The following is a 22,005-nucleotide window of genomic DNA, read 5'->3' as shown; positions in this document are numbered from 1 at the left end:
GCCGAGCGGTCACCCACTGCCCGCGCTGACGACCGCCATCATGATCAGGGTGCGTCGCCGCCGCTGACTCATCAGCGCGAAACAGGCGGTGAGCACCACCAGCTCCAGCTCGGCCCACTCGCCGGTGACGTCGACCCGGATCGGCCCGCCGCGTCGGCCGTGGAGGCGTACCGCGAGGCGGTGCCCGTCGCGTACCAGCTCACCGCCGCAGCGACCGGGCGCCCAGCGGGCCACCCCGCCCGGCCCCGGCACGTGCGACCGGCCCGGGTCGAGCCGTACCGGCACGCCGTGCTCGCCCCGGGCGGCGAACCCGATGCGTCGGCGGTCGGTCGGTGTGACCGTCCAGTGGCCGGTGCCGGTGCGGATCTCGCCGCACCGCCAGGTCCAGCCGGTACGCAGCGAGGCGCGCGCCCCGGAGTCGAGGACGAAGGCTCCGTCCTGTTTGCGCACGGTCAGCGTGGTCATCGGTTCGCCCCTTCCGGGCGCGACCGGGGCAGGCCGAGGATGAGGATGACGCCGACGCTCAGGTGCAGCAGCGCGAGGGTGGCCTTCGCTCCCCCGCCGGCGCCACTCGGTGGCCCGACCACGAGCGACAGCAGCAGGACGGCACCCGCGATCGAGGTCCACCAGACGCGGGAGCGGTTGGTGCGGCGTTCCAGCACCGCGAGCAGCGCCCAGCCGGCCAGTGCCGCGACCGCCGCGGCCACGATGACTGCGGCCACCGTGATCTGCCGGGTCGAGTTTGCGGACCTGACCGCCAGGTCGACACCGGCTGCCGAGTGCAGGAGCGCGAACTCGACCACCGCCACCACGATCGCGCCGGCCGCCACCGCGGCCCGTCCCAGGAGAAGGTTGTTCGTCATGGTCTGAGTCTGTGGACCGGGCCGGGTCGGACGCGTCGGTCCAGAAGCCGCGGCGGGTACGTCCGCCGGTGGCTCGGCGTACTACCAAAGGAGGTGGTCCGGCCGGCCGCGAGCCCAGTAGCGTGCGCGGTGTGGATGCGGCGACGTGCGAGGTCAAGCCGCCGCGGACGTGGCGTTCCCTCCCGGTGGTCGTGACGACCGTGGCGGTCGGCGTCCTCATCGCGACAATGCTGTGGTCCGCCACCCGGTCCAGCTCCGCCGGCCTGGTCGGCGTCGACGTCGCGCTGGCGGTGGCCGCCCTGGCCCTCGTTCCGGTGGTCCTCCGCCGACCGTGGATCGGTGGCGTGCTGGCCGGCCTGCTCGTCGCGCTGTCTCCGGTGGCCACGCCGGTGGCCAGCTTCGCGGTGCTGTTCATCGCCCGCAACCGGCCGTTTCGGCAAGCGGCGGCGGTGGCGGCGGTCGGCGTGGCTGGCGAGGCGGTGCAGGCGCTCTGGCGGCCGGTGCCGAGCCTGCCGTACGGGTGGCGGCTGGTGCTGATGACGATCGCCTACGCGGCCCTGCTCGGCTGGGGCACCTGGGCGCAGGCCCGCAACGCCCTGCTGGCGGCGCTGCGGGACCGGGCCCGGCGCGCCGAGCAGGAGCAGGAACGACGGGTCGACGAAGCGCGGGCGGCGGAGCGCAACCGGATCGCGCGGGAGATGCACGACGTGCTGGCCCACCGGCTGTCCCTGCTGGCGGCGGCCGCCGGCGCGATGGAGTACCGGCCGGACGCGCCGCCCGAGCGGCTCAGCGCCGCCGCCGGAGTGATCCGGGCCAGCGCACACCACGCCCTCGACGAGCTGCGCGAGGTCATCACCCTGCTGCGCAGCGACGACGCCGAGTCAACTACCGACGCGCCACCCGGGCAGACCCTCGCCGACCTGCCGCGCCTGGTCGACGAGGCGCGGGCCGCCGGGCAGCAGATCGAGGTCGACGACCCGCTCGGCCCGCCGGTCGAGATCCCCGCGACGGTTGGCCGCACCGCGTACCGGATCGCGCAGGAGGCCCTGACCAACGCCCGCAAACACGCCGCCGGTCAGCCGGTCCGGCTGGTGCTCGGCGGCGCGCCCGGCTCCGGCCTGAGCATCGCGGTGAGCAACCCGACCACGCCCGACAGCGGTGCCACCGACAGCGCCGGTACCGGCCTGATCGGCCTCGCCGAACGGGCTGCGCTCACCGGCGGTCGGGTCGCCCACCACGTCGACGCCGCGGGCCGGTTCCACCTCACCGCGTGGCTGCCGTGGCCGACGTGACCGGTCCGATCCGGCTCGTCATCGTCGACGACGATCCCCTCGTACGGGGAATGCTCACGCTGATGCTCGACGGCGCCGACGGGATCGTCGTGGTGGGCGAGGCCGCCGACGGCGCCACGGCGATCACGGCGGTGGACCGGCACCTGCCGGACGTGGTGCTGATGGATATCAGGATGCCCGGCGTCAACGGCATCACCGCCACCGAGCGCCTGCGCCGCCGCCACCGACCACCCGAGATCATCGTGCTCACCACGTTCGACACCGACGAGCACGTGGTGCGGGCCCTCCGAGCCGGCGCGAGCGGCTTCCTGCTCAAGGACACCCCGCCCGAGCAGATCAGTCAGGCGGTCCGCTCGGTGGCGGCCGGCAACCCGATGCTGTCGCCGGGCGTGACGCGCCGCCTCATGCAGCGGGTCGCGTCGGGGGCCGAGTCCTACGAGCAGGCGCACGAGCGGCTGGCCCTGCTCACACCCCGGGAACGCGACGTGGTGCTGGCCATCGCGCAGGGTCGCTCCAACGCCGAGATCGCCAGCGAGCTGCTGATGAGCGTGACGACGGTGAAGGCCCACGTCTCGCACATCCTGACCAAGCTGGATCTCGACAACCGCACCCAGATCGCCCTGCTCGCCCACGACGGTCGGCTCCTCTGACGCCGGGGTCAGGCCAGCACCGCTGGCAGGACGAGCAGGGCGAAACGGATCACCCGCCCGGAGAGGCAGGCGACGGCGAACTCCCAGCGTCGAAGGCCCGCGGTGCCGGCGGCGAGGCTGACGACGGCCAACGGTGGAACCCCGACCGCGGCGGAGGCCAGCACGGTCGGCAGAGCGGTGCGGCGGCGGGAGAGCCAGCGGCGGATCGGCTCGGTCCACCGCGCGGCCCGAGCCGCCGCGCGACCTGACTTTCCCGGTTTCGCGACCTTCTGGGCCAGTCGCCCCGACCCGCGACGCGCCGACTCGAACAGCAGCAGCTTGCCGACGGTCTGCCCGAGCGCCAGGGCGACCACCACGGCGACGAGAGCATGGCCGCCGCCACGCTGCCCGGCGACCACGGCGTAGGCCTCGGCGTTGACGATCGGGACGAGCGCCGAGGCGACACCGTAGCCGAGCGCCACCACGGTCTCGGCGAGGCTGCTCATGCCAGGCCGTCCCGTTCGAGCAGCCGGACCACCGCTGCGACCGACCACAGCTTCACCGCGACGACGGCGACGGCGACGGCCAGCGCGAGGAGGTACTGCCCGAACGCGATGGCGCCGATGACCCCGGCGGTGTTGGCGACCTTGGCCACTGGCGACCAGTTCAACGCCCACACCCGCCGGTCGACCAGGTGGAAGTAGTTGGGGCTCAGCACCGGCCAGCACAGGAACGCCAGCGACAGCATGGTGTCCAGCACCAGGAACGAAAGCAGGAAGACCACTGCCACGACCGCGACGTCCGGCACGAGGGAGACCAGGCCCACGCAGAGTACGGCGGTGCACGCGCGGTCGCTCACGATGTCGAAGACGGCCCCGGCCCGGGTCTCCTGTCCGAGCCGGCGGGCTGCCCAGCCGTCGAGCACGTCACCGATCCAGTAGATACCGTACGATACCGCCATCAATGCCACCGACCCGAAGACGAGGGCGACGATACCGACGGTCACAGCGGCGACCGTGCGAACGGCGGTGATGTAGTTGGGAACCGTACGAAGCGGGCCGACGGTGATGGCGGCGCGGGAGTCGACGAGAGTCACCTCCGCAGAGTCGTCCGGCGGGCGTTTTCGCGGAACGTGCCGGGGTGCCGATCTGGTCCCGAGGGCGGTACCGGGGTGCCGGCCGATCCGGTACCTGGGTACTGGCCGGTCTTCCGGCTGGTCACGGAGACTATGCGGGTGACGACTGGAATCCGCGAACGTTTGCGCGACCCCGAGCGAGTGCGCCGGCTCGCGTACGCTGCGGTGGTTTTGATCATCGCCGCGGTGGTCACCACCGTCGAGGACGGCGTGTCAGTGCCGTCGGGTTGGGCGTGGCTGGTGCTGCCGGTCGGCCTCGGGGCCACGGCGCTGCGCCCCCGCTACCGAACCCTGGTCTTCGCGGTCTGCGCGGGGTTCGTGGCGATCGTGAGCACCGGCGAGTCGGTACAGTTGGGCCTCGCGGCCGCCGGCCTGGTGTTCGTCTCGGTCTGTGAGGACCCGGCCCGCCACCCGTGGCTGGGGTGGGTGGGTGGCTTGGTCGGCGCGGCCGGTGCCCTCACCACCGCGCTGCTCAACGGACGAGGGCTGTACGAGCAGCCGTTCTTCTTCGTGACGGCCGGCTATCTCCTGGCGATCCTGTTGCGGTCGTGGTCACGCGGTCGCGCCCTGACCCGGGAGACAGACGACCTGCGCGGCCAGGCGGCCTGGCTCGAACAGCGCACCAACCTGGCCCGCGAACTGCATGACGTGGTCGGCCACCACGTCACAGCGATGGTGGTGCAGGCCGAGGCGGGCCAGCTCAGTGACGACCCGGGGGCGGCGCTGCGGGCGATCGCGGGCAGTGGCCGCACCGCACTGAGTGAGCTGGACACGCTCGTCGTGCACCTGCGCGATCCGGACGCGTCGATCGCGGTGAGCGCGCCACCGCGCCTGTCCGACATCGACGAGCTGCTCGCCCAGCCGCTGCGCCAGCAGGGCGTGACGGTGCGGGTCCAGCTGGACCCCGAGCCGGGCCTGGACGAGATCGGCGTGTTGACCGCCTACCGCATCGCCCAGGAGGCTCTCACCAACATCGCCCGCCACGCGAAAGCCACGGCGGCCTGGGTCGAACTGGTCCGCGTCGGCGACCACGCCCACCTGCGGATCAGCGACGACGGCATCGGGCCGCCCCGCGCCCCCACGAGCGGCTCGGGCCTGCTCGGCATCGGGGAACGCGTTTCCGCGCGCGGCGGGAGCTGGGAGCTGAGCCAGCGCCCCGGCGGCGGCACCGTGGTGCAGGCCAACCTGCCGGTGGCGAACAGATGATCCGCGTCGCGATCGCCGACGACCAGGAGTTGGTCCGGGACGGCTTCAGCCTGATCCTGCGGTCCCAACCCGACATCCAGGTCGCGGCCGAGGCGGCGGACGGCCGACAGTTCCTCGACGCCGTACGTCGAGACTCCCGCATCGACGTCGCCCTCGTGGACATCCGGATGCCGGTGCTCGACGGCCTGCAAGCCACCCGCGAGCTGGCCACGATCCCGCACGCCCCGGCCGTCATCGTCGTCACCACCTTCGACGACGACGCCTACGTCCTGGACGCCATCGCCGCCGGCGCACGAGGGTTCCTGCTCAAACGCTCCAGCGCCCGTGACCTGATCGCCGCGGTGCGCACCGTCGCGGCCGGCGAGGCGGTCCTCTCCGCCGAGGTCACCGGCGCCGTACTCGACCGGGTCCGGGCGACCGGCCCGGCCTCCCGCGTGGAGTTGGCGGCCTACCAGCTGACCGCTCGGGAGACCGACGTGCTCGCCCTGATCGGCGCCGGACTCAACAACAACGAGATCGCCGAACGCCTCTACCTGTCCATGAGCACCGTGAAGACCCACGTGACCAACGTGCTGGCCAAGACCGGCAGCCGCGACCGCGTACGGGCCGCCATCCTGGCGATCCAGGCCGGCCTCGCACCATGACCGGAACCAACCGGCGGGCTCGACCTGGGCGCCTTTGTCGCCGGGCAGGCTCGCCGGCTAGGTTGCGGACGTGGATCAAGGGGATATCGACGACGTCATCGAGCGCTGCGTCGTGCCGTTCTACCTCGACATGATGGGAACCAACGCCATCAGGTACGGGCAACCGTTGACAACGGCACTCGCCGAAGCGAGCCGAGGTGTCACCCCAGCCCAGGTGACGGCGCTCCTGCGGGACGGCTGGCGTCCACAGGTCATGGGTGCCTGGTATTCGGTAACGGTTGCCGGACCCGAGGTGACCACCGCCGTTCTGCACGCCCTCGCCACATCGCGGGGTGCCCTCGACGCACCGTCGCTCGCGACAGCCGCAGTTGTTCTGGCCGGCCCCGAGGCCATCGAAGCCCTGGAGCGGTACTTCGCCGCGGACCAGGCAAGGGGTTGGGGAGCGAGTGGGATCATCGCCGCCGCAGCGGACCACGTCCGTCGCCATCACCACGTCGCGACGCTGCTCCCCCTGCCGACCGACGCGGACCAGGACACCTTCACCGCTCTGCTCGACATCGCACGTCGGCTGCAAGCGGCCAGCAGCGGTGACGATCTCGCACCGTGAGTTAGGGACCGGTGCGCACCAGCCGACGCTGCGGGCTGGCCTGCCAACCCCCGAACAGCGCCCTCGCCGCGACGGCGATGAAGAGGGCCGACGCGATGGTCAGCACCACGGCCACAGGAGCGACGTGCTCCGCCTGCCACTCGACATCGCCCGCCGTGATGACCGCCTGGTCGATGCCGAAGACATCGAACCACGGCAGCAGCGAGGCCGGATACCACAACGGCGCGTATGAGTACGGCAGGCCGACACCACCGTTGAGCGTCCAATAACCGGCCCCGTCGTAGATCAACGCACTATCGACGACGACCGCCACATCGCAGGCAATCAGGGCCGCCAGGCACAGCAGCACAGTGGCACTCTTGCCGTGCCCCCGCCTGGCCAACCTGCTCGACAGGATTGCCCCCGTGCCGAGGAGGGTCGCCCAGACGCTGCCGGTGAGTGCCTCGATCGGCAGGTACTCGAAACGCAGTCCGTGCGCAAACAGCACAAGCAGGAGCACCGTCGATATCCACATCAGGCTGAGACGCTGGGTCATCGACCAGGTTGAACCCATGCCGCGAGGCTATCGTGGATTGGCTCGGGTTTTGACACCACCGACTCTGCCGGCGGCCCTGTCGACCCGTTCACATCGGGCTTGGGGAGCGCAAGCTGACGCGGTCAGCGGCCGATCGGTCGTAGGGTTGCGATATGGCACAACGACTCGTCAGCGTATGGCAACCGTTCTTCCTTGCTAGCGAGAGCCAGGGCGCGGCCATCGACGCCGCAACCGAGTTGGAGGACCTCGGCTACTCACGAATCTGGTTCTCCGGTGGTTTCGGCGAGAACGTCGCCCCCCGCTTCCGGGAGATCCTGGACGGGACCACCCGCATCGGGGTCGCGACCGGCATCCTGAGCATCTGGCACTCGTCGCCGCCCGAGGCGGCGGCGTTCGCCAAGGACGCGGAGCAGGCGCATCCCGGCCGGTTCCTGCTCGGTCTCGGCGCCAGCCACGCGGTGGTGGTGGAAAGCGGTGGCACCGACTATCGCAAGCCGTACTCACGGATGGTGCAGTACCTCGACGGCCTCGACGCGGCCGGGCTTCCGCCCGAGCGGCGCATCCTGGCCGCACTGGGCCCGCGGATGCTCGAACTCTCCCGCGACCGCTCGACCGGTGCGCACCCGTACTTCGTCCCTGCCGAGCACACCGCCGAAGCCCGGGCGGCAATCGGACCCGACCGGCTGCTCGCCCCCGAGGTCGCTGTGGTCCTCGACGCGGACCCCACCACCGCGCGCGCCACCGCCCGCCAGTACACGAGCGGGTACCTCGCACTGCCGAACTACACCAACAACCTGCGGCGATTCGGCTGGACCGACGAGGACTTCGCCGACGGCGGCAGTGACCGCCTCGTCGACGCCCTGATCCCCTGGGGCAGCGTCGAGAAGGTGGTGGCCGGGTTGGAGAAGCACTACCAGGCCGGTGCCGACGAAGTGGCGATCCAGGTGCTCAACGGCGGCGACGACACGGCGTTCCCCGCCGACGCGTTCCGCGCCCTCGCCGCAGCCCTGATCTGACCTCCGAAACCGCAGCACCGTAGGCCCCCGTCGCGGCCCGGCACCACCTGACCACTCTTCTGGCAAGCGGGGGCGGTGTGCCGGGACGACGGGTGGGGCTGACCGGCTGGTGGCATCATCGAGCCATGCCTGTGGTCGAAGTTGTTCGTGGCGACATCACCAGCGAGGACGTCGACGCCGTCGTGACCGCGGCGAACGAGTCGCTGTTGGGCGGCGGCGGTGTCGACGGGGCGATTCACCGTGCGGCGGGGCCTCGCCTGGCCCAGGCGGGGGCAGCGCTCGCTCCGTGTGATCCCGGCGATGCGGTTGCCACGCCAGCTTTTGACCTGGACCCACCAATCCGTCACGTCATCCACACCGTTGGCCCGGTCTGGGAAGGCGGCGGCCACGGCGAGGCTGACGTCCTGGCGTCGTGCTATCGGCGCAGCCTTGAGGTTGCCGATGAGATTGGCGCTCGCAGCGTCGCCTTCCCCGCCATCGCCACTGGCGTGTACGGATTCCCGGCCGACCAGGCAGCGAAGATCGCAATCTCGACCATCAGAGCAACGCCGACAAGGGTTGAGCGTGTTCGCCTGGTCGCCTTCGACGACGCCACGTACGAACTGCTGACTGCGGCGCTTCAGGGTTGATTGTCGGCCGTCGCAGGAACCGCGCGTGCCGTCGAGGCGTTGTCTGGCCACGGACCATCGTCGTCCCCTCTGGCATACTTCCCGGCATGACCGCACAGCGAAGGGACCGTGCCGCGTAGGCGACCTGGGGCGCTACGCGCCGCCAAACCCAGTCGTCGACAGGTGCACGAATCCCGTGCACACTTTCACGGCATTTCCAGCAAGGCCGTCGCCGACGTCGTTCGGCTGGAGCGCCACAACAACCGCTTGCATCCCGGTGATGTCGGCCGCGCACTTCGGGGCTGGACCGACAAGGTGCGAGGCCCTGCCCGTGACCTGCTGGACGATTTTGGCGGGTGCCCCTGCGGTTGCACCTCGGACTATCGGGATCGGGAGGTGCTGGACATCGCCCTGCGATCGCTGACTGGAAAAACGGCGCGGGAGCTGCGGCGGGTCGTCAGTGCGGCCGATGATCTGTTCCTCAGTCGAACCCTGGCCAACCCCTGGGCCGACCCCGGCGATCCCTGGTGGGAACAGCGGATCTGAACCCCCGGGCGACGCGCTGTTCGGGCGACAGGTTGCAGTGCGTGGTTGGTGGGTAAGACCTGAATGTCGGGCACATGGGTACGCTGCACCGGCGGTGGCCCCAACCAACTCCGCCGCACCGCGGCCACCCGCACCGACGGGTGGCACCGTCGGTCGTTGCCCGTATCCGCAGACGAGAGGCGAACCCACACCATGACCGCCGTACCAGGCCAACGGTCTACTGCTGTTGCGGGTTCGGCGGATGCCGAGCAGGCAGCGGAGGAGGACCTGCGGGCGTTGTTCGGGCAGTCCATCGCCGTCTTCGCGTCTCTGGCGGGGCCATCGCACCTGGTGGAGACGGCGAATCCGGCGTTCTTCGCCACCATCGGCGAAGAGCGGGCCCGGGTCGGGGTGGCGATCGCCGAGCTGATGCCCGAACTGGCCGGTCAGGGATTCATCGCGCTCCTGGACCAGGTCTTCCGCACGGGTGAGCCGCACACCGGCCGTGACGTCCGGGTCGTGCTGGGCGGTGGCCCGCAGGCGCGGGAGTCGTTCTTCGACTTCACCTACGAGCCGCGTCGGGACGCCGACGGCACCGTGACCGGGATCCGTGTGCTCGGCGTGGAGACCACACAGGTCAAGCATGCCCAACGGCTGATGGCCGAACACCGTGCCCTGCTGGAGCAGATCGCCCGTCAGGCACCCCTGGCCGAGGTGCTCGACGGGATGGCCCGCTGTATCGAGAACCTCGCACCGCAGGAGGTGCTCGTCTCCGTCCTGCTCGCCGATCCCGACGCCCGGCACCTGCGCCACGGCGCCGCGCCGAGCCTGCCCGACTTCTACAACCAGGCCATCGACGGCATCGCGACCGGCGAAGGTGTCGGCTCGTGCGGCACCGCCGCCCACCGGCGGGAACCAGTCATCGTCACCGACATCGCCACCGACCCGTTCTGGGACGACTTCCGGGACCTGGCCGACCAGGCTGGATTGGCGGCCTGCTGGTCCACGCCGATCCTGGCCCGCGACGGCGGCCTGTTGGGCACCTTCGCGATGTACCACCGCACCCCGCGCGTCCCGCAGGACACCGACCTCGCCCTCACCCGGCTCTTCGCCGGCACCGCAGCCCTGGCCATCGAACGCCACCACATCGAGCAGGCGAAGCTTGCCGCCGAGGCACGCGCCAAGTCGGCCAACGACGAACTGGCCAAGGTGCTGCGCGTGGAGCGGGAACTGCGCGCCGAGGCCGAGCAGCGCGCCACCGCCGCCGCGGAACTCGCCAGCCAGATGCGTGCCGCCGCGGCCGCACAGGCCGCCACGCCGCACCCCGAGCACTGCCAGCTCGGCGGCGCCGCCGGGTGCACCGCGCCAGCCGAGGTCAAGATCGCCGATTCGTGGGGTGACGCGGCGTGGGGCTGCCCCGCTCACGTCGAGGAGGCCATCCTCAACGTGCGGTCGGTGTTCATCGCCAGCGAGGAACTCGGCGGCCTGGCCGCCTACCTCAACCGCTGACCGCTCCCGGGCGCGTGCTGGGAAGCTGGGGACGCCACTCCTTGCGGTAGTCGGGGTGCTCGTTGTACGACTGCACGAGCACTCGGAGCGCGTACGCGAGACCAGGGAAGCGCTCGTCGCCGGGGTCCATCGCCTCGTACTCCCGTGCCAGCATGTCGACCAGGTCGAGCATCGCGATGCCAGCTGGGGCTCGAACACGGTTACTCGCCGCCGCTGCCGCCCGGCTTCAGCCATTCCTGGGGAACGCGTGCTTCTTGCCGCCGATGACAGTTACGGCCGCGACGATCAGGAGGATGAGTGCCGCCCAGGTGATCGAGGCGGTGCCCAGTCCGGCGAGCAGGAGGCCGCCGATGAAACCTCCGGTGGCGATAGAAGCCGAGAAGACCGTGATGGTGATCGACTGAGCGACGTTGGCGGCTTCTCCGGCGGCGTTGATCGTGGCGCCCACGAACAGGCTCGGGGAACTGCCGAACGCGAAGCCCCATGCGGCGACGGCAATGTAGACCAGCACCGGTGCGTCCGCGACCATGCCCAGGACGAGCACGCTGGCCCCGAAGAGCAGGGTGCTGCTCACGGCAAGCTTGCGCAGGTGTCGGTCGATGTGGGTTCCGACTACGAGAACGCTGAGCACGGAGGTGACTCCGAAGGCGAACAGCACCCAGCCGGTCTGGTCGGCCATTCCCAGATGAAGCAGGAGGTCGGTGATGTACGTGTAGAGAAGGTTGTGAGCGATCATGTACGTGGCCAACGCGAACAGAATGGGCCGCAGTCCGGGCACAACCAGGACCTGCGAGATCCTGAAACGAGCGTCTACCGGTTGCCCGGGCAGGTTCGGAACGGCCACCAGGACCCAGGCCATGGTCATGACGGTCACGGCAGCAGAGGCGTAGAAGGCGAGTTGCCAGCCCCCGAGGCTGCTGAGCCAGGTCCCCAGTGGGATGCCCAAGGCCAGTCCGATCGGGGTTCCGGCCAGGGCGATGGCGATGGCGCGGCCTTGTCGTCCCTCTGGCGCGAGTCGGGCGGCGTAGCCGCCGAGAAGAGGCCAGATGAGTCCGGTTCCCAGGCCGGCGACGAAGCGCAGCACCATCGTCAGCGTGTAGTTCTCGGACAGCGCGGTGAGCGCGTTGGTGAGGGCGACCACGACCAGGGCAAGTTGCAGGACGTGTTTGCGCGGCCAGCTGGCCGTCGCCCACGCGAGGGGGATGGCGCCGAGCGCTGTGGCGAGCGCGTAGATCGTGACCGTCTGACCGGTGACCGAGACGCCCGTGTTCAGCGTGCGGCTCATTTCCGGCAGGAGGCCCGCCGGAAGGCATTCCGTGAGGATGCTGATAAACCCGGCCAGGAAAAGGCCGAACAATGCTTTTCCCGGAAGGCGGCCCGGCCGCGCGGTCGTCGGACTCGGGCCCGTGAATGCGGTGATGGTCATGGTGCTCTTTCACAAATAGGGCAGGGAGCCCAGCCGGGTGGATTGATGACGGAAAGCCGGCGTGGAGCGGATGGGCTTGCAAGCCGTTTCCTCAGGACACATCGAGCGTGCTTCAGGCGCGCGGCACTAGCCAGCCACCTGCTTGGTCTACGTCTCGTGTGGCTACCACTGACAGGGACAGGTTGAGGCGCAAACTGCGTGGGACAATCGAGATATGGCAGCTCGCCACGCCACTCAGACCGATTTCCCAGCCACCTCGGACCCGGATGCCGAACCGGACCCGCGGGAGGGGCTCGACCCCCGCGCGGAGCTGAGCGAGTTTCTGCGCACCCGCAGGGCCCGCCGCAAACCGGCCGATGTTGGGCTGACCGACTACAGCCGACGGCGCCGCGTCCCGGGTCTGCGCCGAGAGGAACTCGCGCAACTCGCCGGGGTCTCCGCGGCGTACTACACGCGATTCGAGCAGGGCAACGCCCGCAATGTCTCGCGTGAGGTGCTGGACGCGATCTCCCGCGTGCTCGAACTCTCCGAAGCCGAGCACGCCCATCTGGTGCGCCTGGCCCAGCCCAAGCGGCATCAGCGCCGACTCAGGCCGCCGCACCAACAGGTGCGGCCCGAGATTCGAGACCTGCTCGCCGCGCTGGAAGGCGTGCCAGCGTACGTGTGGGGCCCTCGCACTGATGTGTTGGCCTGGAACCAGACCGCCTCCGCCCTCTTCGGTGACTGGGCGGCCCGTACCTCATCGGACCGGAACTGGGCCAGGATCACGTTCCTCGACCCGGCGTCCCGAAAGTTGTTCCCTGACTGGGAAGCCAAGGCGTACGACGTGGTGGGGCAACTACGGCTGGGCGCCGGCCTGCACACGGACGACCCGTCGCTGGCGTCTCTGATCGGCGAACTGTCCTTGAAGAGCGAGGACTTCCGCAGGTTGTGGGCCACCCACGACGTCAAGAAGAAGACGCACGGCGTCATGCGCCTGTCACACCCACTCGTGGGTGAGCTGACCCTTCGCTACGAGACACTCGCGCTCCCGGGTGATCCGGAGCAGTTGCTGAGCACCTACCACGCCGAGCCCGGGTCGATCTCGGAAGAGGCGCTGCGGCTGCTGGCCAGTTGGGGAGCAGACGCCGCCCAGGAGCCGGCCGCGGCAGCACAGTGACGGAATTGGCGTAGCGACTCAGGAGCGGTCGAAGGATTGTTCGCCGAGGGCCCGCAGAAAGTCGAAGTTGTCGGCGGTGGCCGTGCCGGGTTGAGGCCGGAAGATGACCAGGCGCTGACCAGTGGTGGTGCTGAGAACGAAGTCGCACTGTACGTCCAGCCGTCCGACTTGCGGATGGACGAGGATTTTGCGGGTGGTCTGTAGCGCGGCGACCTGCATGTCGGACCAGTACTGGGCGAATTCCGGGCTCACGGTGGTGAGATCGGCGATCAGTTGTTCGGACACGGGGTCGTGGCCGCTGCGGGCGACGGCTGCGCGTAGGTCGGCGACGTATCCGCGGCCGATCGCCTCGTGCTCCTCCGGCACATTGAGCGCACGGGATTCGGGGTGGGTGAACCAGCGCCAGGTCACGTTCGAGTGCCGGTCACCGCCGTCGGTCCAGGAGCCCAGCAACGCGCGACTGAGGGCGTTCTGGGCGAGGATGGTGGTGCGGTCGTCAATGACGTGTGCGGGCACCGTGGTGAGTGCGTCGAGGAGGAACATCATCGCGGGGTCGACGTACCCGCTGACGGTGGAGGTCGTCGGCACGGGATGTCCGGCTAGGCGGTAGAGGTAGTCTCGTTCGTCGACGGAGAGTCGCAGCGCCCGGGCCAGGCTGCCGAGTAGAGCCTGCGAGGGGTTGGTGTTGCGCGACTGCTCGAGTCGTTCGTAGTAGTCGACGGAAACATTTGCCAGGAGCGCGACTTCCTCACGGCGTAGGCCGGGGGTGCGGCGCCGCCCGCGTGGAGGGAGCCCGACGTCAGCCGGGCGAAGTGCCTGTCGGCGAGCCCGCAGGAAGTCGCCGAGTTCGTTTCGTGCCACTGACTGCCCTTCCCGGATCGCGGTGCCACCAGCACTGCTGGTGGCACCGTGAAGATCCCGTCGATGTCGGAAGCTACTCCTGGATCGCGGCCATGGCCGGTCCGGCGTAGCGCTCCCCGACGGCGGCACCGACCGGAGCGGCGGCGCTGAGTTCGTCGAGCAAGCCGGCATCAATCTTGAGCTGCGCGGCGGCGACGTTCTCCTCCAGATAGGTCCGACGCTTGGTGCCGGGAATTGCGGTGACGTGGTCACCTTGCGCCAATACCCAGGCCAACGCGAGCTGGCCGGGCGTGACACCCGCCTGTTCCGCGATGACGCGGATCCGGTCCACCAGGAGCAGGTTCTGCCGCAGGTTCTCCTCGGCGAACCGCGGCCAGGTACGACGCCAGTCGTTCTCGGGCAGGTCTTCCAGACCACGAACTGAGCCGGTCAGGAAACCACGGCCCAACGGCGCGTACGCCACGAACCCGATGCCCAGGTCACGCACCGTGTCGAGCACACCATTGGTCTCCACATTACGGGTGAACAACGAGTACTCGGTCTGCACCGCCGACAGCGGCGCGGTGGCGTGCGCGGCGCGGATGCTCTCCGGCGACGCCTCGCTGATCCCGAGGTACCGGATCTTGCCTTCGGTGACGAGTTCGCCGAGCGCGCCGAAGGTCTCCTCGACCGGTACGTTCGGGTCGACACGGTGCTGGAAGTACAGGTCGATGTAGTCGGTGCCGAGCCGGCGCAACGATCCGTCGAGGGACTTGCGCACGTAGTCGGGTTGCCCGTTGGCGCCACCGATGATGCGGCCGGCATCGTCGAACGTCACACCGCCGAACTTGGTTGCGATGACGGCCTGGTCGCGACGCCCTCTCAGCGCCCGGCCGAGCAGTTCCTCCCCGGTGAGCGGGCCGTACATGTCCGCGGTGTCGAACAGGGTCACGCCCAGTTCGAGTGCGCGGTGAACGGTGGCGGCCGACTCGACGTCGTCGGGGGTGCCGTACATCGCGGTCATGCCCATGGTGCCGAGTCCTTCGACCGAGGCCACCAGCCCTTGACCACCGATCGCGTGCTTCTGCAAGATCATGTTGATTTCTCTTCCTAGATGCCACGAGCGCCTTCCGATCGCTCGTCACCAGCCTGCGACAGATCGGCGCCGTTATCGGCGTTCTTCCTATCCCCGGCCCGACAGGGCGACGATCCGACGCAGGCCCGAGGCTGATCGGCCCGCGATGATCGTCGTAGTTTGATCACCGAGGCCCCACCGCTACACGGCGGTCAACGGCCAGGTCGGCAAGATCGTCATCAACGTGGCCCGCGACAGCGCCTCGGCTTGAGCCGGTGTCGACCGAGTGATCGGACGATTGCACAAGCCGTCGCCCCTATTTCTTGACCCTGCAAATTTCCACCGGTAGCCTTTTGGCATCCATCCACAGTTATCTATCTAAATAGGTGAACCGTGCTGTTGAAATCCATCGCCCTCGCCGCGTCCGTCGCCGGCGTGCTGGCCACCGCCCCCGCCGCTTCGGCGGCACCCTCGCAAGCATCAGACGAGGCCTGGAAACCGGGGAACTGTCCGCAGGGCACGTTCTGCATCTGGCCCAACTGGGATCACCCGGCAGAGGGTCCTACCGCGACTCCGTCTCTGGTGACCACTAGCTCCCCTTCGGTCTGATCGCTGCCCCACTGGATCAGCCCCGGCCCCTTGTCGGGCTCGTACAGGTCGTAGGGGGCCCACAACTGCGCGGACTCTTGCCCGGCCGCCCACTGGCGACAAGAAGCCCAGGTCCGATGCAACGGCTGCGCGTGGTCGTCGGTCGGCCGGAGAAGGTCCAGGTACGCGTAGAACGCCCCCGGTACGAACAGCCGGCACAGCTCTTTGAAGTCCGACGGCAGCACGATCCCCAGCTCGGCCTCCACCTGCTCCCAGCCGGCATCACCCGCAGGATCGTGGCACCATCCGGTCACCTCGATGATTCGGTCGATCCACGTCTGCTGATCATTCACGGCCGGCAAAGTAACAGTCACCCGCTTGCTGGCCGTGGCTGCACTCGGCTGCTGTGCGCACACAGAAGGGGTCAGGGCGTCCACCGTACGCCCGGGTTCACGCGCCCGGACCAGTCGAAGACGGCCATGTTGTCCCACTGGTTTCCGGTGCCGTTGATGTTGGCCGGGTCCCAGCCGTTGCCGCGGACGGCGTACCAGGTGGGTTCCCAGTAGAAGACGCCGATGGCGCCCGCGTTGCGGGCCGTGTTCTGCACCCAGTCGAACTCCTGGGCCTGCCCGGACCAGGTCGCGCTGATGCCGTCGCAGGTCGCGTCGCCGATGGCGTTCGGCTCGCTGTCCGCGTTGTTCCGGGTGAAGGGGTACGCGGTCTCCACGATCACCACCGGTTTGCCGTAGCGCCCGCGCAGGTCGACGATGTTGTTGTAGAGGTTCGCCAGGGTGCCGTGCCACATGCAGTAGTACGACTGGGCGGTGATGTCCCACTGCACACCCTGGGCACGGATGCCGTCGTAGAACCATCGGGCGTTGGCGTTGCTGTCGACGTTTGCGGTATGGATCATCACCGGGATGCCGCTGCCGCACGCCTTGGTCGCGTTGTAGCCCTGCTTCAGCAGGCCGGCCAGCGGGGCGAAGTCGTTGTTGACGACCTTGCCCTCGTTCCACAGCATTCCGACGTTGATCTCGTTGCCGATCTGCACACTGTCCGGCGGGGTGCCCTGCCCCCGAAGGCTGGAGCAGACGTCGTAGGTGAAGGTGTAGACGTCGGTACGCAGTTGGCTCAGGCTGTGGCCGGCCCAGGCGGCCGGCTTGTACTGCTTGCCAGGGTCGGCCCAGGTGTCGGAGTAGTGAAAGTCGATGAGCACCTTGAGGCCTTTCGCCCTGGCCGCCCTCGCCTGACCCAACACCGCGCTCTTGTTGTTGTAGCCGCTGATCGGGTTGTTCCAGACGCGTAGCCGGACGTAGTTGACGCCGACGGACTTCAAGATGTCCAGTGGGTCGCGGGCGACCCCGCCGGTGTCGTAGTACCTGGCGCCGAGATCCAGGCTGCGCTGCAACGAGGAGACGTCGGCCCCCCGCATGGTGAGCGTGTTCGCGGCGGAGACGGGCGCGGGCGCGCCGCCGAGCGTGGTGGCGACGGTGAGGATGCCGGCCGCGACAATCCCGATCAGGGCCCTGGCGCGGCGGTGGTGGGGTGTGGCCGAATGTGTGTTCACGAGGCTCCTTCAGCCCACCGTGCAGGGGGCACCGTTCAGCGAGAAGCCGGTCGGCGGCGCGTCGCTGACGCCCCACCTCCCCTGGACGCCGAAGGTCGCGGAGCCGTTTGGCGCGAGGACGCGGTTCCAGTCGACGTTACGAGCGGTCACGGTGGTCCCGGTCTGGCCGATCGTGGCGTTCCACCCCGAGGTGACCTGCTGGTCTCCCGGAAAGGTGAAGGTGACGGCCCAGCCGTCGATGGGTGCCGCCCCGGCGTTGTGGACCGTTGCAGTGGCCACGAAACCGCCCTGCCACTCGGACTGGTTGCGGTAGGTCACCCGGCAGGTCGAGGGCGGCGGGGGTGTCGGAGTGGTCGTCGTCGTGGGCAGAGTGACAGTGTTCGACGCGATCGACACGTTGCCGACCGCGTCCCGGGCCCGCACGTAGTACAGGTTCCGCAACGGTGTCGACGCAGGTAGCGGCGTCGTGTACGTCGTACCCGGCACGGTCGCGACCAGGACCGAGGTGAACCAGCCGTCGAACTGGTAGACGTTGTACCCGAGCACGCCGACGTCGTCCGCCGACGGCGACCAGGACAACGTGCCGGTCGAGGCGGGCACCTCGCCGACGGTCAGGTTCTGCGGCGCGCTCGGCGGGGTGGTGTCCGGGCCGGTGTCCGTCACCGGGGTGACCACTGTCAGCGCGTTCGACCAGTTCGAGCGTTGCCCGAGGCTGTCCCGGGCGATCAATCGGAACGTGTACTGCTGGCCCGACCCAAGGTGGCCGGTGATCGTGGTGCTGGTGACGGCCCCGACGCTGGCGCTGAACACGATGTCGCCGAACTCCTGGTAGTACGTGATGTCGTACCCGGTGATGGCGCAGCAGCCGGACGTGGCGCCCGTCCAGGTGAGGGTCACCGACGCGGTCCGGACCTCGCTGGCGGTCAGGTTCGTGGGCGCGCTCGGCGGAACGGGCGAGGTGCTCGGCGTAGTGGACGGCGTAGTGGACGGCGTAGTGGACGGCGTAGTCGGCTTTGGCGAGGCGGTTCCGGCCGGAGCTGCGACGGACACCGTGGCCCCACCGGGCGCCGGGGCGACCCGCGGGTACGCGGCGGGCGCAGCGGTGCCGGCGTCGGCTGCCGGTGCCGCGCTCAGAGCGGTGCCGAGCACCGCCGTCGACAGCACGACGGCGGCCAGCAGACCCGGCCGCAGACGACGGAACAGCGAGGACGAGCGAACGCCAGTCATACGTCGACGATGCAGCAATATATCGATGATCGCCAACGTGTCTCACGCCTCGGCCGGTGATCGGCGCGGCTCATGCCCGACTTCTTACCGAACCATGACATGCGCGTTGACCGTTGACCGCTGACCGTGCGCCGGCCCGTACCGAGGGGAGACAGCACATCACCGGAGCCGTTTCCGGCTTTGAGGAGATTCCGATGAACCGCAGAAAGAACGGGACCGCACTGGTCCAGACCCGGCCGGCCCGGCTCGCCATGGCCGCGCTCGTGCTGGCGGCCACCGGCGCGCTCACCGCCACCTTCGTCTCCGGTGGCGGCAAGGGCACCGCCGATGCCGCCACCAGCCTCGACCAGTTCGTGCCGATCGAGAACGTGCCTCCGAACGTACGGAACCCGAGGCCGGCCGCCGGTGCGTCGACCGGCCGGTTCACCGTCGACTGCGGCACGAACGGCAACGGCAAGTTCAGTCCGGACAACCCGGTGGCCCAGCCCGGCATCCGCAACGGCGCTGAACACGTCCACGACTTCGTCGGCAACCTGGCCATCACCGCGAACTCCTCCGACGCCGATCTGGACGCCTCCGGCACCACCTGCCGCAACGGTGACAAGTCGTCCTACTTCTGGCCGGTGGTGCGCATCGACAAGACCGTCCGCAGCGGCAAGCAGGTCCAGCAGGCCCTCGCCCAGACCCAGCCGATGGTCGTCTGCCCGTCGGTCGCCAAACGGCTGCGGGCAGTCCCCACCGGGGCCCGCGGCACCGTCGACCGCCTGCTGGCCGAGCTGGATCGCCAGCAGGCCGCCGCGAACCAGCGGATGACCGCCAGCCGGGGCCGCATCGACGCCGCCTTCAACCGGGAGGTCATCGACTCGCTGCGAGCCCGCCGTGCCGCGATGATCAAGCAGATCAGCACCACGATCACTACCGCCGGCGGTAACCAGCCTGGCCTGGTCTCGCTTGTCGACTGTGACGTCAGCTACGACGACATGCACGCCCGAATGCCCGGCAGCGCCCACCGGGCGAGCGTCAAGGCGGCGCAGGCCGCGAATCCGCGCATCCAGTGCCCGGCCGTGCGGGACAGGTTGCCCGGCGTACCCGGCCGGGCGCTCGCCGAGGTGAACCGCAACCTCGACGAACTCGACCGGCAGGTCTCCGAGGCCAACGAACGCCTGGTCATCAGCCGTGGCCAGGGCGGCCCGGCCTTCGTCGACAACGCCATCCTCGGACCGCTACGCGCCAAGCGGGTAGCCGTCCTCGACCGGATCGCCACCGCGATCGGGCGGCAGGCCCCCCGCCCGCAGGGTCTCGAAGCGCTCGCCGGCTGCACGCTGGACCAGGCCCCCAGCACGCCGGCGGCACCGAGCAATGCACCCACCAGCGCGGCCGCGCTCCCCGACCCGCAGGGACCCAACCTTGAGCTGCCCGGCAACACCGGCGGCATCGTCCGCCCGGCGCAGGTGCTGATCGAGTACCGCGGCAACCCAGTCAGCACTGTGGTGCCGATGCCGAAGTTCCTCCGGGCCCTCACCGGCGACGCCAAGCCCACCAGCCGTGGCCCGGCCAACGCCCGCGCCACCTGGACCTGCTCGGGCTTCACCGACCGGCTCTCCGACAAGTACCCGATCTGCCCCGCCGGCAGCCAGGTGCAGCGCGTCCACGACTTCCCCGGCTGCTGGGACGGCAGGAACGTCGACAGCGACAACCACCGCAACCACGTCGCGTTCGCCGACAAGGCCACCGGCGCCTGCCCGCAGGGCTTCCGGGCGATCCCGCAACTGCGGATCACCGTGGCCTACGACATCGCCCGCGACGTGCAGGTCAAAGGCCAGTACGCCCTCGACTCCTTCCCCGAGGAGAACCACAACCCCTTCTCCGACCACAACGACTTCGTCAACGTCAACTCCGCCCAGACGATGCAACGCATCGCCACCTGCATCAACAAGGGCAGGAACTGCTCCTGACGCCGGGGCCGGGTCGCTCGGGCGGGACGGGCCGCAGCCGACTGCCGACAGCGACCGGTGTGACGCCAATACCGAGGGGACGATTCACTGGGAGCGATACCAGTGGGGCAAAATACAACCCTCGCGATCGTTACACTCGCCGGAACGCCGGCACCGCCGCAGACCTCGACCTGCGCCAATCCCCATCGAATGGAGACGCCTGTGACCCGCGACAAGGCGGCACCCCCCGGTATCGACCCCAACATTCCCAGCGTGGCCCGGGTCTATGACTTCTTCCTGGGCGGCAAGGACAACTTCGAGGTCGACCGAAAGGTCGCCGAGCACGCCCTGCGGATCACACCGGACGGGCCGGCAGCCGGCCAGGCGAACCGGGCCTTCCTGCGTCGAGTGATTCGCTTCCTCGTCAGCGAGGCGGGCATCGACCAGTTCCTCGACATCGGATCGGGGCTGCCCACCCAGGGCAACGTGCACGAGGTCGCCACCGAGCAGAACCCGAAGGCTCAGGTGGTCTACGTGGACAATGACCCGATAGTTCTGACGCACGGGCGGGCCCTGCTCGCCGCGGAGGGCACCGCGACGGTGATCCAGGCGGACATCCGCGAGCCGCAGGTGATCCTCAACCACCCGGACGTACGCCGGTTCCTCGACTTCGACCGGCCGATCGGGTTGCTGCTCTTCGCGATCCTGCACCACCTCGGCGACGACGAGGACCCGAAGGCGGTGGCGGCCGCGTTGATCGACGCCCTACCCTCCGGCAGCTACGTGGCGATCTCGCACTTCCGCGACCCGGGCGAGCGAGACCCGGAAGGCTCCCGCAAGGCCCGCGAAGTCGAGCGGATCTTCAACGAATCGTTGGGCACCGGCCGCTGGCGTACGGACGACGAGATCCTCTCGTTCGCCGACGGGCTGACGGTGCTGGAGCCGGGACTGGTGCCGCTGGCCGAGTGGCGTCCAGAGCCGGACGCGCCGGCTGCGGTGCAGACCGACACCTATCACACCTTCGTCGGGCTCCTCGCCCGCAAACCGTAGGCGCCGTCTGCCGTTGAGGTCCGTCGGCGGGCGCGCGCCCGCCGACGGATCCACGCGTCAGAACTGAACTGGGGTCGTACCGTCGCTGCCTACGGCGCAGGTTCCAGTACGACGACGGGGATCTGGCGGGTGGTCTTGCGCTCGTAGTCGGCGAAGCCTGGATACGCGGCCTTCTGCGCGCTCCAGATCCGTTCCCGTTCGTCCCCGGTGGCAACTCTGGCGACCAACTCGACCTTGTCCGTACCGATCTCCGCTTGGGCCTTCGGGTTGGCGAGCAGGTTGTAGTACCAGTCGGGGTTGGTGGGCGCACCGCCCTTGGAGGCGAACACGGCATAGCCGCCGTCCACCTTCTGATACATCATCGGGCTCACGCGAGGCTGGGCGCTCTTGGCACCGACCGTGTGCAACAGCAGCAGCGGAGCGCCGGCGAACTGACCGCCGACCTGCCCACCGTTGGCGCGAAACTCCGCGATGATCTTGTCGTTGAAGTCGCTCATGCTTCTCCCCGCGTCCGCGCACCGGTTCCGTCGACACGATTCTGACAGTCCCCGGCGCCCGCTGCTCGGTTGC

Annotated in this window: 25 protein-coding genes; 12 read left to right on the top strand and 13 right to left on the bottom strand. The window is 69.4% G+C overall.

Annotated elements, in window-relative coordinates:
- Nucleotides 1-9: 9 nt before the first annotated feature.
- Nucleotides 10-465: a hypothetical protein gene (locus GA0070561_RS15225; RefSeq protein WP_091400962.1), complete on the bottom strand. Its 456-nt coding sequence runs from the start codon at nucleotides 463-465 to the stop codon at nucleotides 10-12.
- Nucleotides 462-863, bottom strand: a complete 402-nt coding sequence (locus tag GA0070561_RS34250; RefSeq protein ID WP_091400959.1) for a DUF6069 family protein — start codon at nucleotides 861-863, stop codon at nucleotides 462-464. The genes GA0070561_RS15225 and GA0070561_RS34250 overlap by 4 nt, the downstream gene beginning before the upstream one ends.
- A 131-nt stretch (nucleotides 864-994) precedes the next feature.
- Between GA0070561_RS34250 and GA0070561_RS15215 the strand changes: the two genes are divergently transcribed.
- Both GA0070561_RS15215 and GA0070561_RS15210 read left to right on the top strand, forming a co-directional pair.
- A complete protein-coding gene (locus tag GA0070561_RS15215; RefSeq protein WP_244166238.1) occupies nucleotides 995-2,155 on the top strand; it encodes a sensor histidine kinase in 1,161 nt (386 codons plus the stop codon).
- Nucleotides 2,143-2,805 (top strand): response regulator, encoded by a 663-nt coding sequence (locus GA0070561_RS15210; protein ID WP_091402135.1) that lies wholly within the window; start codon nucleotides 2,143-2,145, stop codon nucleotides 2,803-2,805. Before GA0070561_RS15215 ends, GA0070561_RS15210 begins: the two co-directional genes overlap by 13 nt.
- Before the next feature lie 8 nt (nucleotides 2,806-2,813).
- On the opposite strand, the gene GA0070561_RS33605 is transcribed toward GA0070561_RS15210, so the two are convergent.
- On the bottom strand, nucleotides 2,814-3,290 hold the full coding sequence (locus GA0070561_RS33605) for a hypothetical protein (protein ID WP_167362412.1): 477 nt from the start codon (nucleotides 3,288-3,290) through the stop codon (nucleotides 2,814-2,816).
- A complete protein-coding gene (locus GA0070561_RS15200) occupies nucleotides 3,287-3,880 on the bottom strand; it encodes a CDP-alcohol phosphatidyltransferase family protein (protein ID WP_091400957.1) in 594 nt (197 codons plus the stop codon). The genes GA0070561_RS33605 and GA0070561_RS15200 overlap by 4 nt, the downstream gene beginning before the upstream one ends.
- Nucleotides 3,881-4,018: 138 nt before the next feature.
- Here GA0070561_RS15200 and GA0070561_RS15195 point away from each other — a divergent pair, with 138 nt between their 5' ends.
- From GA0070561_RS15195 to GA0070561_RS15185, 3 genes are all read left to right on the top strand, one after another.
- Complete coding sequence (locus GA0070561_RS15195) at nucleotides 4,019-5,125, top strand: sensor histidine kinase (protein WP_141710378.1); 1,107 nt, start codon at nucleotides 4,019-4,021, stop codon at nucleotides 5,123-5,125.
- Entirely contained in the window at nucleotides 5,122-5,769 is a 648-nt protein-coding gene (locus GA0070561_RS15190; protein ID WP_091400951.1) for a response regulator transcription factor, read from the top strand. Before GA0070561_RS15195 ends, GA0070561_RS15190 begins: the two co-directional genes overlap by 4 nt.
- 70 nt (nucleotides 5,770-5,839) lie before the next feature.
- Nucleotides 5,840-6,376: a DUF6000 family protein gene (locus tag GA0070561_RS15185; RefSeq protein ID WP_091400949.1), complete on the top strand. Its 537-nt coding sequence runs from the start codon at nucleotides 5,840-5,842 to the stop codon at nucleotides 6,374-6,376.
- Between the two features lies 1 nt (nucleotide 6,377).
- Here the strand turns inward: GA0070561_RS15185 and GA0070561_RS15180 are convergent, their stop codons facing one another.
- Nucleotides 6,378-6,929 carry a hypothetical protein gene (locus GA0070561_RS15180; protein ID WP_091400946.1) on the bottom strand — a complete coding sequence of 184 codons (552 nt, stop codon included), beginning with the start codon at nucleotides 6,927-6,929 and terminating at the stop codon, nucleotides 6,378-6,380.
- Between the two features lie 134 nt (nucleotides 6,930-7,063).
- Between GA0070561_RS15180 and GA0070561_RS15175 the strand changes: the two genes are divergently transcribed.
- From GA0070561_RS15175 to GA0070561_RS15160, 4 genes are all read left to right on the top strand, one after another.
- Complete coding sequence (locus GA0070561_RS15175; protein WP_091400943.1) at nucleotides 7,064-7,927, top strand: LLM class F420-dependent oxidoreductase; 864 nt, start codon at nucleotides 7,064-7,066, stop codon at nucleotides 7,925-7,927.
- Between the two features lie 125 nt (nucleotides 7,928-8,052).
- Nucleotides 8,053-8,556 (top strand): O-acetyl-ADP-ribose deacetylase, encoded by a 504-nt coding sequence (locus GA0070561_RS15170; protein ID WP_091400941.1) that lies wholly within the window; start codon nucleotides 8,053-8,055, stop codon nucleotides 8,554-8,556.
- A gap of 162 nt (nucleotides 8,557-8,718) precedes the next feature.
- Entirely contained in the window at nucleotides 8,719-9,081 is a 363-nt protein-coding gene (locus GA0070561_RS15165) for a hypothetical protein (protein ID WP_091400939.1), read from the top strand.
- 192 nt (nucleotides 9,082-9,273) lie between these two features.
- Nucleotides 9,274-10,569 carry a GAF domain-containing protein gene (locus GA0070561_RS15160; protein WP_091400937.1) on the top strand — a complete coding sequence of 432 codons (1,296 nt, stop codon included), beginning with the start codon at nucleotides 9,274-9,276 and terminating at the stop codon, nucleotides 10,567-10,569.
- Here the strand turns inward: GA0070561_RS15160 and GA0070561_RS15155 are convergent.
- Nucleotides 10,559-10,747 carry a DUF6221 family protein gene (locus GA0070561_RS15155; protein ID WP_258401575.1) on the bottom strand — a complete coding sequence of 63 codons (189 nt, stop codon included), beginning with the start codon at nucleotides 10,745-10,747 and terminating at the stop codon, nucleotides 10,559-10,561. The two genes, GA0070561_RS15160 and GA0070561_RS15155, sit on opposite strands and share 11 nt — an antisense overlap.
- Nucleotides 10,748-10,795: 48 nt before the next feature.
- Nucleotides 10,796-11,995 carry an MFS transporter gene (locus tag GA0070561_RS15150; RefSeq protein WP_091400932.1) on the bottom strand — a complete coding sequence of 400 codons (1,200 nt, stop codon included), beginning with the start codon at nucleotides 11,993-11,995 and terminating at the stop codon, nucleotides 10,796-10,798.
- Nucleotides 11,996-12,209: 214 nt separating this feature from the next.
- On the opposite strand from GA0070561_RS15150, the gene GA0070561_RS15145 reads away from it, so the two are divergent.
- Nucleotides 12,210-13,154: a helix-turn-helix transcriptional regulator gene (locus GA0070561_RS15145; protein WP_091400929.1), complete on the top strand. Its 945-nt coding sequence runs from the start codon at nucleotides 12,210-12,212 to the stop codon at nucleotides 13,152-13,154.
- A gap of 18 nt (nucleotides 13,155-13,172) precedes the next feature.
- On the opposite strand, the gene GA0070561_RS15140 is transcribed toward GA0070561_RS15145, so the two are convergent.
- The 5 genes from GA0070561_RS15140 to GA0070561_RS15115 form a co-directional block, all read right to left on the bottom strand.
- Entirely contained in the window at nucleotides 13,173-14,015 is an 843-nt protein-coding gene (locus tag GA0070561_RS15140; RefSeq protein WP_208603772.1) for a helix-turn-helix transcriptional regulator, read from the bottom strand.
- Nucleotides 14,016-14,088: 73 nt separating this feature from the next.
- On the bottom strand, nucleotides 14,089-15,090 hold the full coding sequence (locus GA0070561_RS15135) for an aldo/keto reductase (protein WP_208603771.1): 1,002 nt from the start codon (nucleotides 15,088-15,090) through the stop codon (nucleotides 14,089-14,091).
- Nucleotides 15,091-15,614: 524 nt separating this feature from the next.
- Entirely contained in the window at nucleotides 15,615-16,010 is a 396-nt protein-coding gene (locus tag GA0070561_RS33600) for a type I phosphoribosyltransferase (protein ID WP_091400924.1), read from the bottom strand.
- Between the two features lie 71 nt (nucleotides 16,011-16,081).
- Nucleotides 16,082-17,176: a glycoside hydrolase family 53 protein gene (locus GA0070561_RS15120; RefSeq protein ID WP_167362431.1), complete on the bottom strand. Its 1,095-nt coding sequence runs from the start codon at nucleotides 17,174-17,176 to the stop codon at nucleotides 16,082-16,084.
- A 57-nt stretch (nucleotides 17,177-17,233) separates the two neighbouring features.
- A complete protein-coding gene (locus tag GA0070561_RS15115) occupies nucleotides 17,234-18,451 on the bottom strand; it encodes a cellulose binding domain-containing protein (protein ID WP_091400919.1) in 1,218 nt (405 codons plus the stop codon).
- A gap of 194 nt (nucleotides 18,452-18,645) precedes the next feature.
- Between GA0070561_RS15115 and GA0070561_RS15110 the strand changes: the two genes are divergently transcribed.
- Together GA0070561_RS15110 and GA0070561_RS15105 are read left to right on the top strand one after the other, a co-directional pair.
- Nucleotides 18,646-20,406 (top strand): DUF1996 domain-containing protein, encoded by a 1,761-nt coding sequence (locus GA0070561_RS15110; protein WP_091400916.1) that lies wholly within the window; start codon nucleotides 18,646-18,648, stop codon nucleotides 20,404-20,406.
- Nucleotides 20,407-20,607: 201 nt separating this feature from the next.
- Nucleotides 20,608-21,435: an SAM-dependent methyltransferase gene (locus GA0070561_RS15105; protein WP_091400914.1), complete on the top strand. Its 828-nt coding sequence runs from the start codon at nucleotides 20,608-20,610 to the stop codon at nucleotides 21,433-21,435.
- 89 nt (nucleotides 21,436-21,524) lie between these two features.
- Here GA0070561_RS15105 and GA0070561_RS15100 read toward each other — a convergent pair whose 3' ends face one another.
- A complete protein-coding gene (locus GA0070561_RS15100) occupies nucleotides 21,525-21,932 on the bottom strand; it encodes a nitroreductase family deazaflavin-dependent oxidoreductase (RefSeq protein ID WP_091400911.1) in 408 nt (135 codons plus the stop codon).
- Nucleotides 21,933-22,005 lie beyond the last annotated feature (73 nt).

It is taken from the genome of Micromonospora saelicesensis, from assembly GCF_900091575.1.
Classification (GTDB): Bacteria; Actinomycetota; Actinomycetes; order Mycobacteriales; family Micromonosporaceae; genus Micromonospora; species Micromonospora saelicesensis.
Note: the sequence above shows the minus strand (reverse complement) of the source record. Positions and strands in the feature narration are given on the sequence as shown.

Excerpts from the sequence above, each read along its gene's own strand:
- GA0070561_RS15225 (WP_091400962.1), bottom strand. The coding sequence starts at position 465 with ATGACCACGCTGACCGTGCGCAAACAGGACGGAGCCTTCGTCCTCGAC.
- GA0070561_RS34250 (WP_091400959.1), bottom strand. The coding sequence starts at position 863 with ATGACGAACAACCTTCTCCTGGGACGGGCCGCGGTGGCGGCCGGCGCG.
- GA0070561_RS33605 (WP_167362412.1), bottom strand. The coding sequence starts at position 3,290 with ATGAGCAGCCTCGCCGAGACCGTGGTGGCGCTCGGCTACGGTGTCGCC.
- GA0070561_RS15190 (WP_091400951.1), top strand. The coding sequence starts at position 5,122 with ATGATCCGCGTCGCGATCGCCGACGACCAGGAGTTGGTCCGGGACGGC.
- GA0070561_RS15180 (WP_091400946.1), bottom strand. The coding sequence starts at position 6,929 with ATGGGTTCAACCTGGTCGATGACCCAGCGTCTCAGCCTGATGTGGATA.
- GA0070561_RS15175 (WP_091400943.1), top strand. The coding sequence starts at position 7,064 with ATGGCACAACGACTCGTCAGCGTATGGCAACCGTTCTTCCTTGCTAGC.
- GA0070561_RS15170 (WP_091400941.1), top strand. The coding sequence starts at position 8,053 with ATGCCTGTGGTCGAAGTTGTTCGTGGCGACATCACCAGCGAGGACGTC.
- GA0070561_RS15160 (WP_091400937.1), top strand. The coding sequence starts at position 9,274 with ATGACCGCCGTACCAGGCCAACGGTCTACTGCTGTTGCGGGTTCGGCG.
- GA0070561_RS15150 (WP_091400932.1), bottom strand. The coding sequence starts at position 11,995 with ATGACCATCACCGCATTCACGGGCCCGAGTCCGACGACCGCGCGGCCG.
- GA0070561_RS15145 (WP_091400929.1), top strand. The coding sequence starts at position 12,210 with ATGGCAGCTCGCCACGCCACTCAGACCGATTTCCCAGCCACCTCGGAC.
- GA0070561_RS15135 (WP_208603771.1), bottom strand. The coding sequence starts at position 15,090 with ATGATCTTGCAGAAGCACGCGATCGGTGGTCAAGGGCTGGTGGCCTCG.
- GA0070561_RS15115 (WP_091400919.1), bottom strand. The coding sequence starts at position 18,451 with ATGACTGGCGTTCGCTCGTCCTCGCTGTTCCGTCGTCTGCGGCCGGGT.
- GA0070561_RS15110 (WP_091400916.1), top strand. The coding sequence starts at position 18,646 with ATGAACCGCAGAAAGAACGGGACCGCACTGGTCCAGACCCGGCCGGCC.
- GA0070561_RS15100 (WP_091400911.1), bottom strand. The coding sequence starts at position 21,932 with ATGAGCGACTTCAACGACAAGATCATCGCGGAGTTTCGCGCCAACGGT.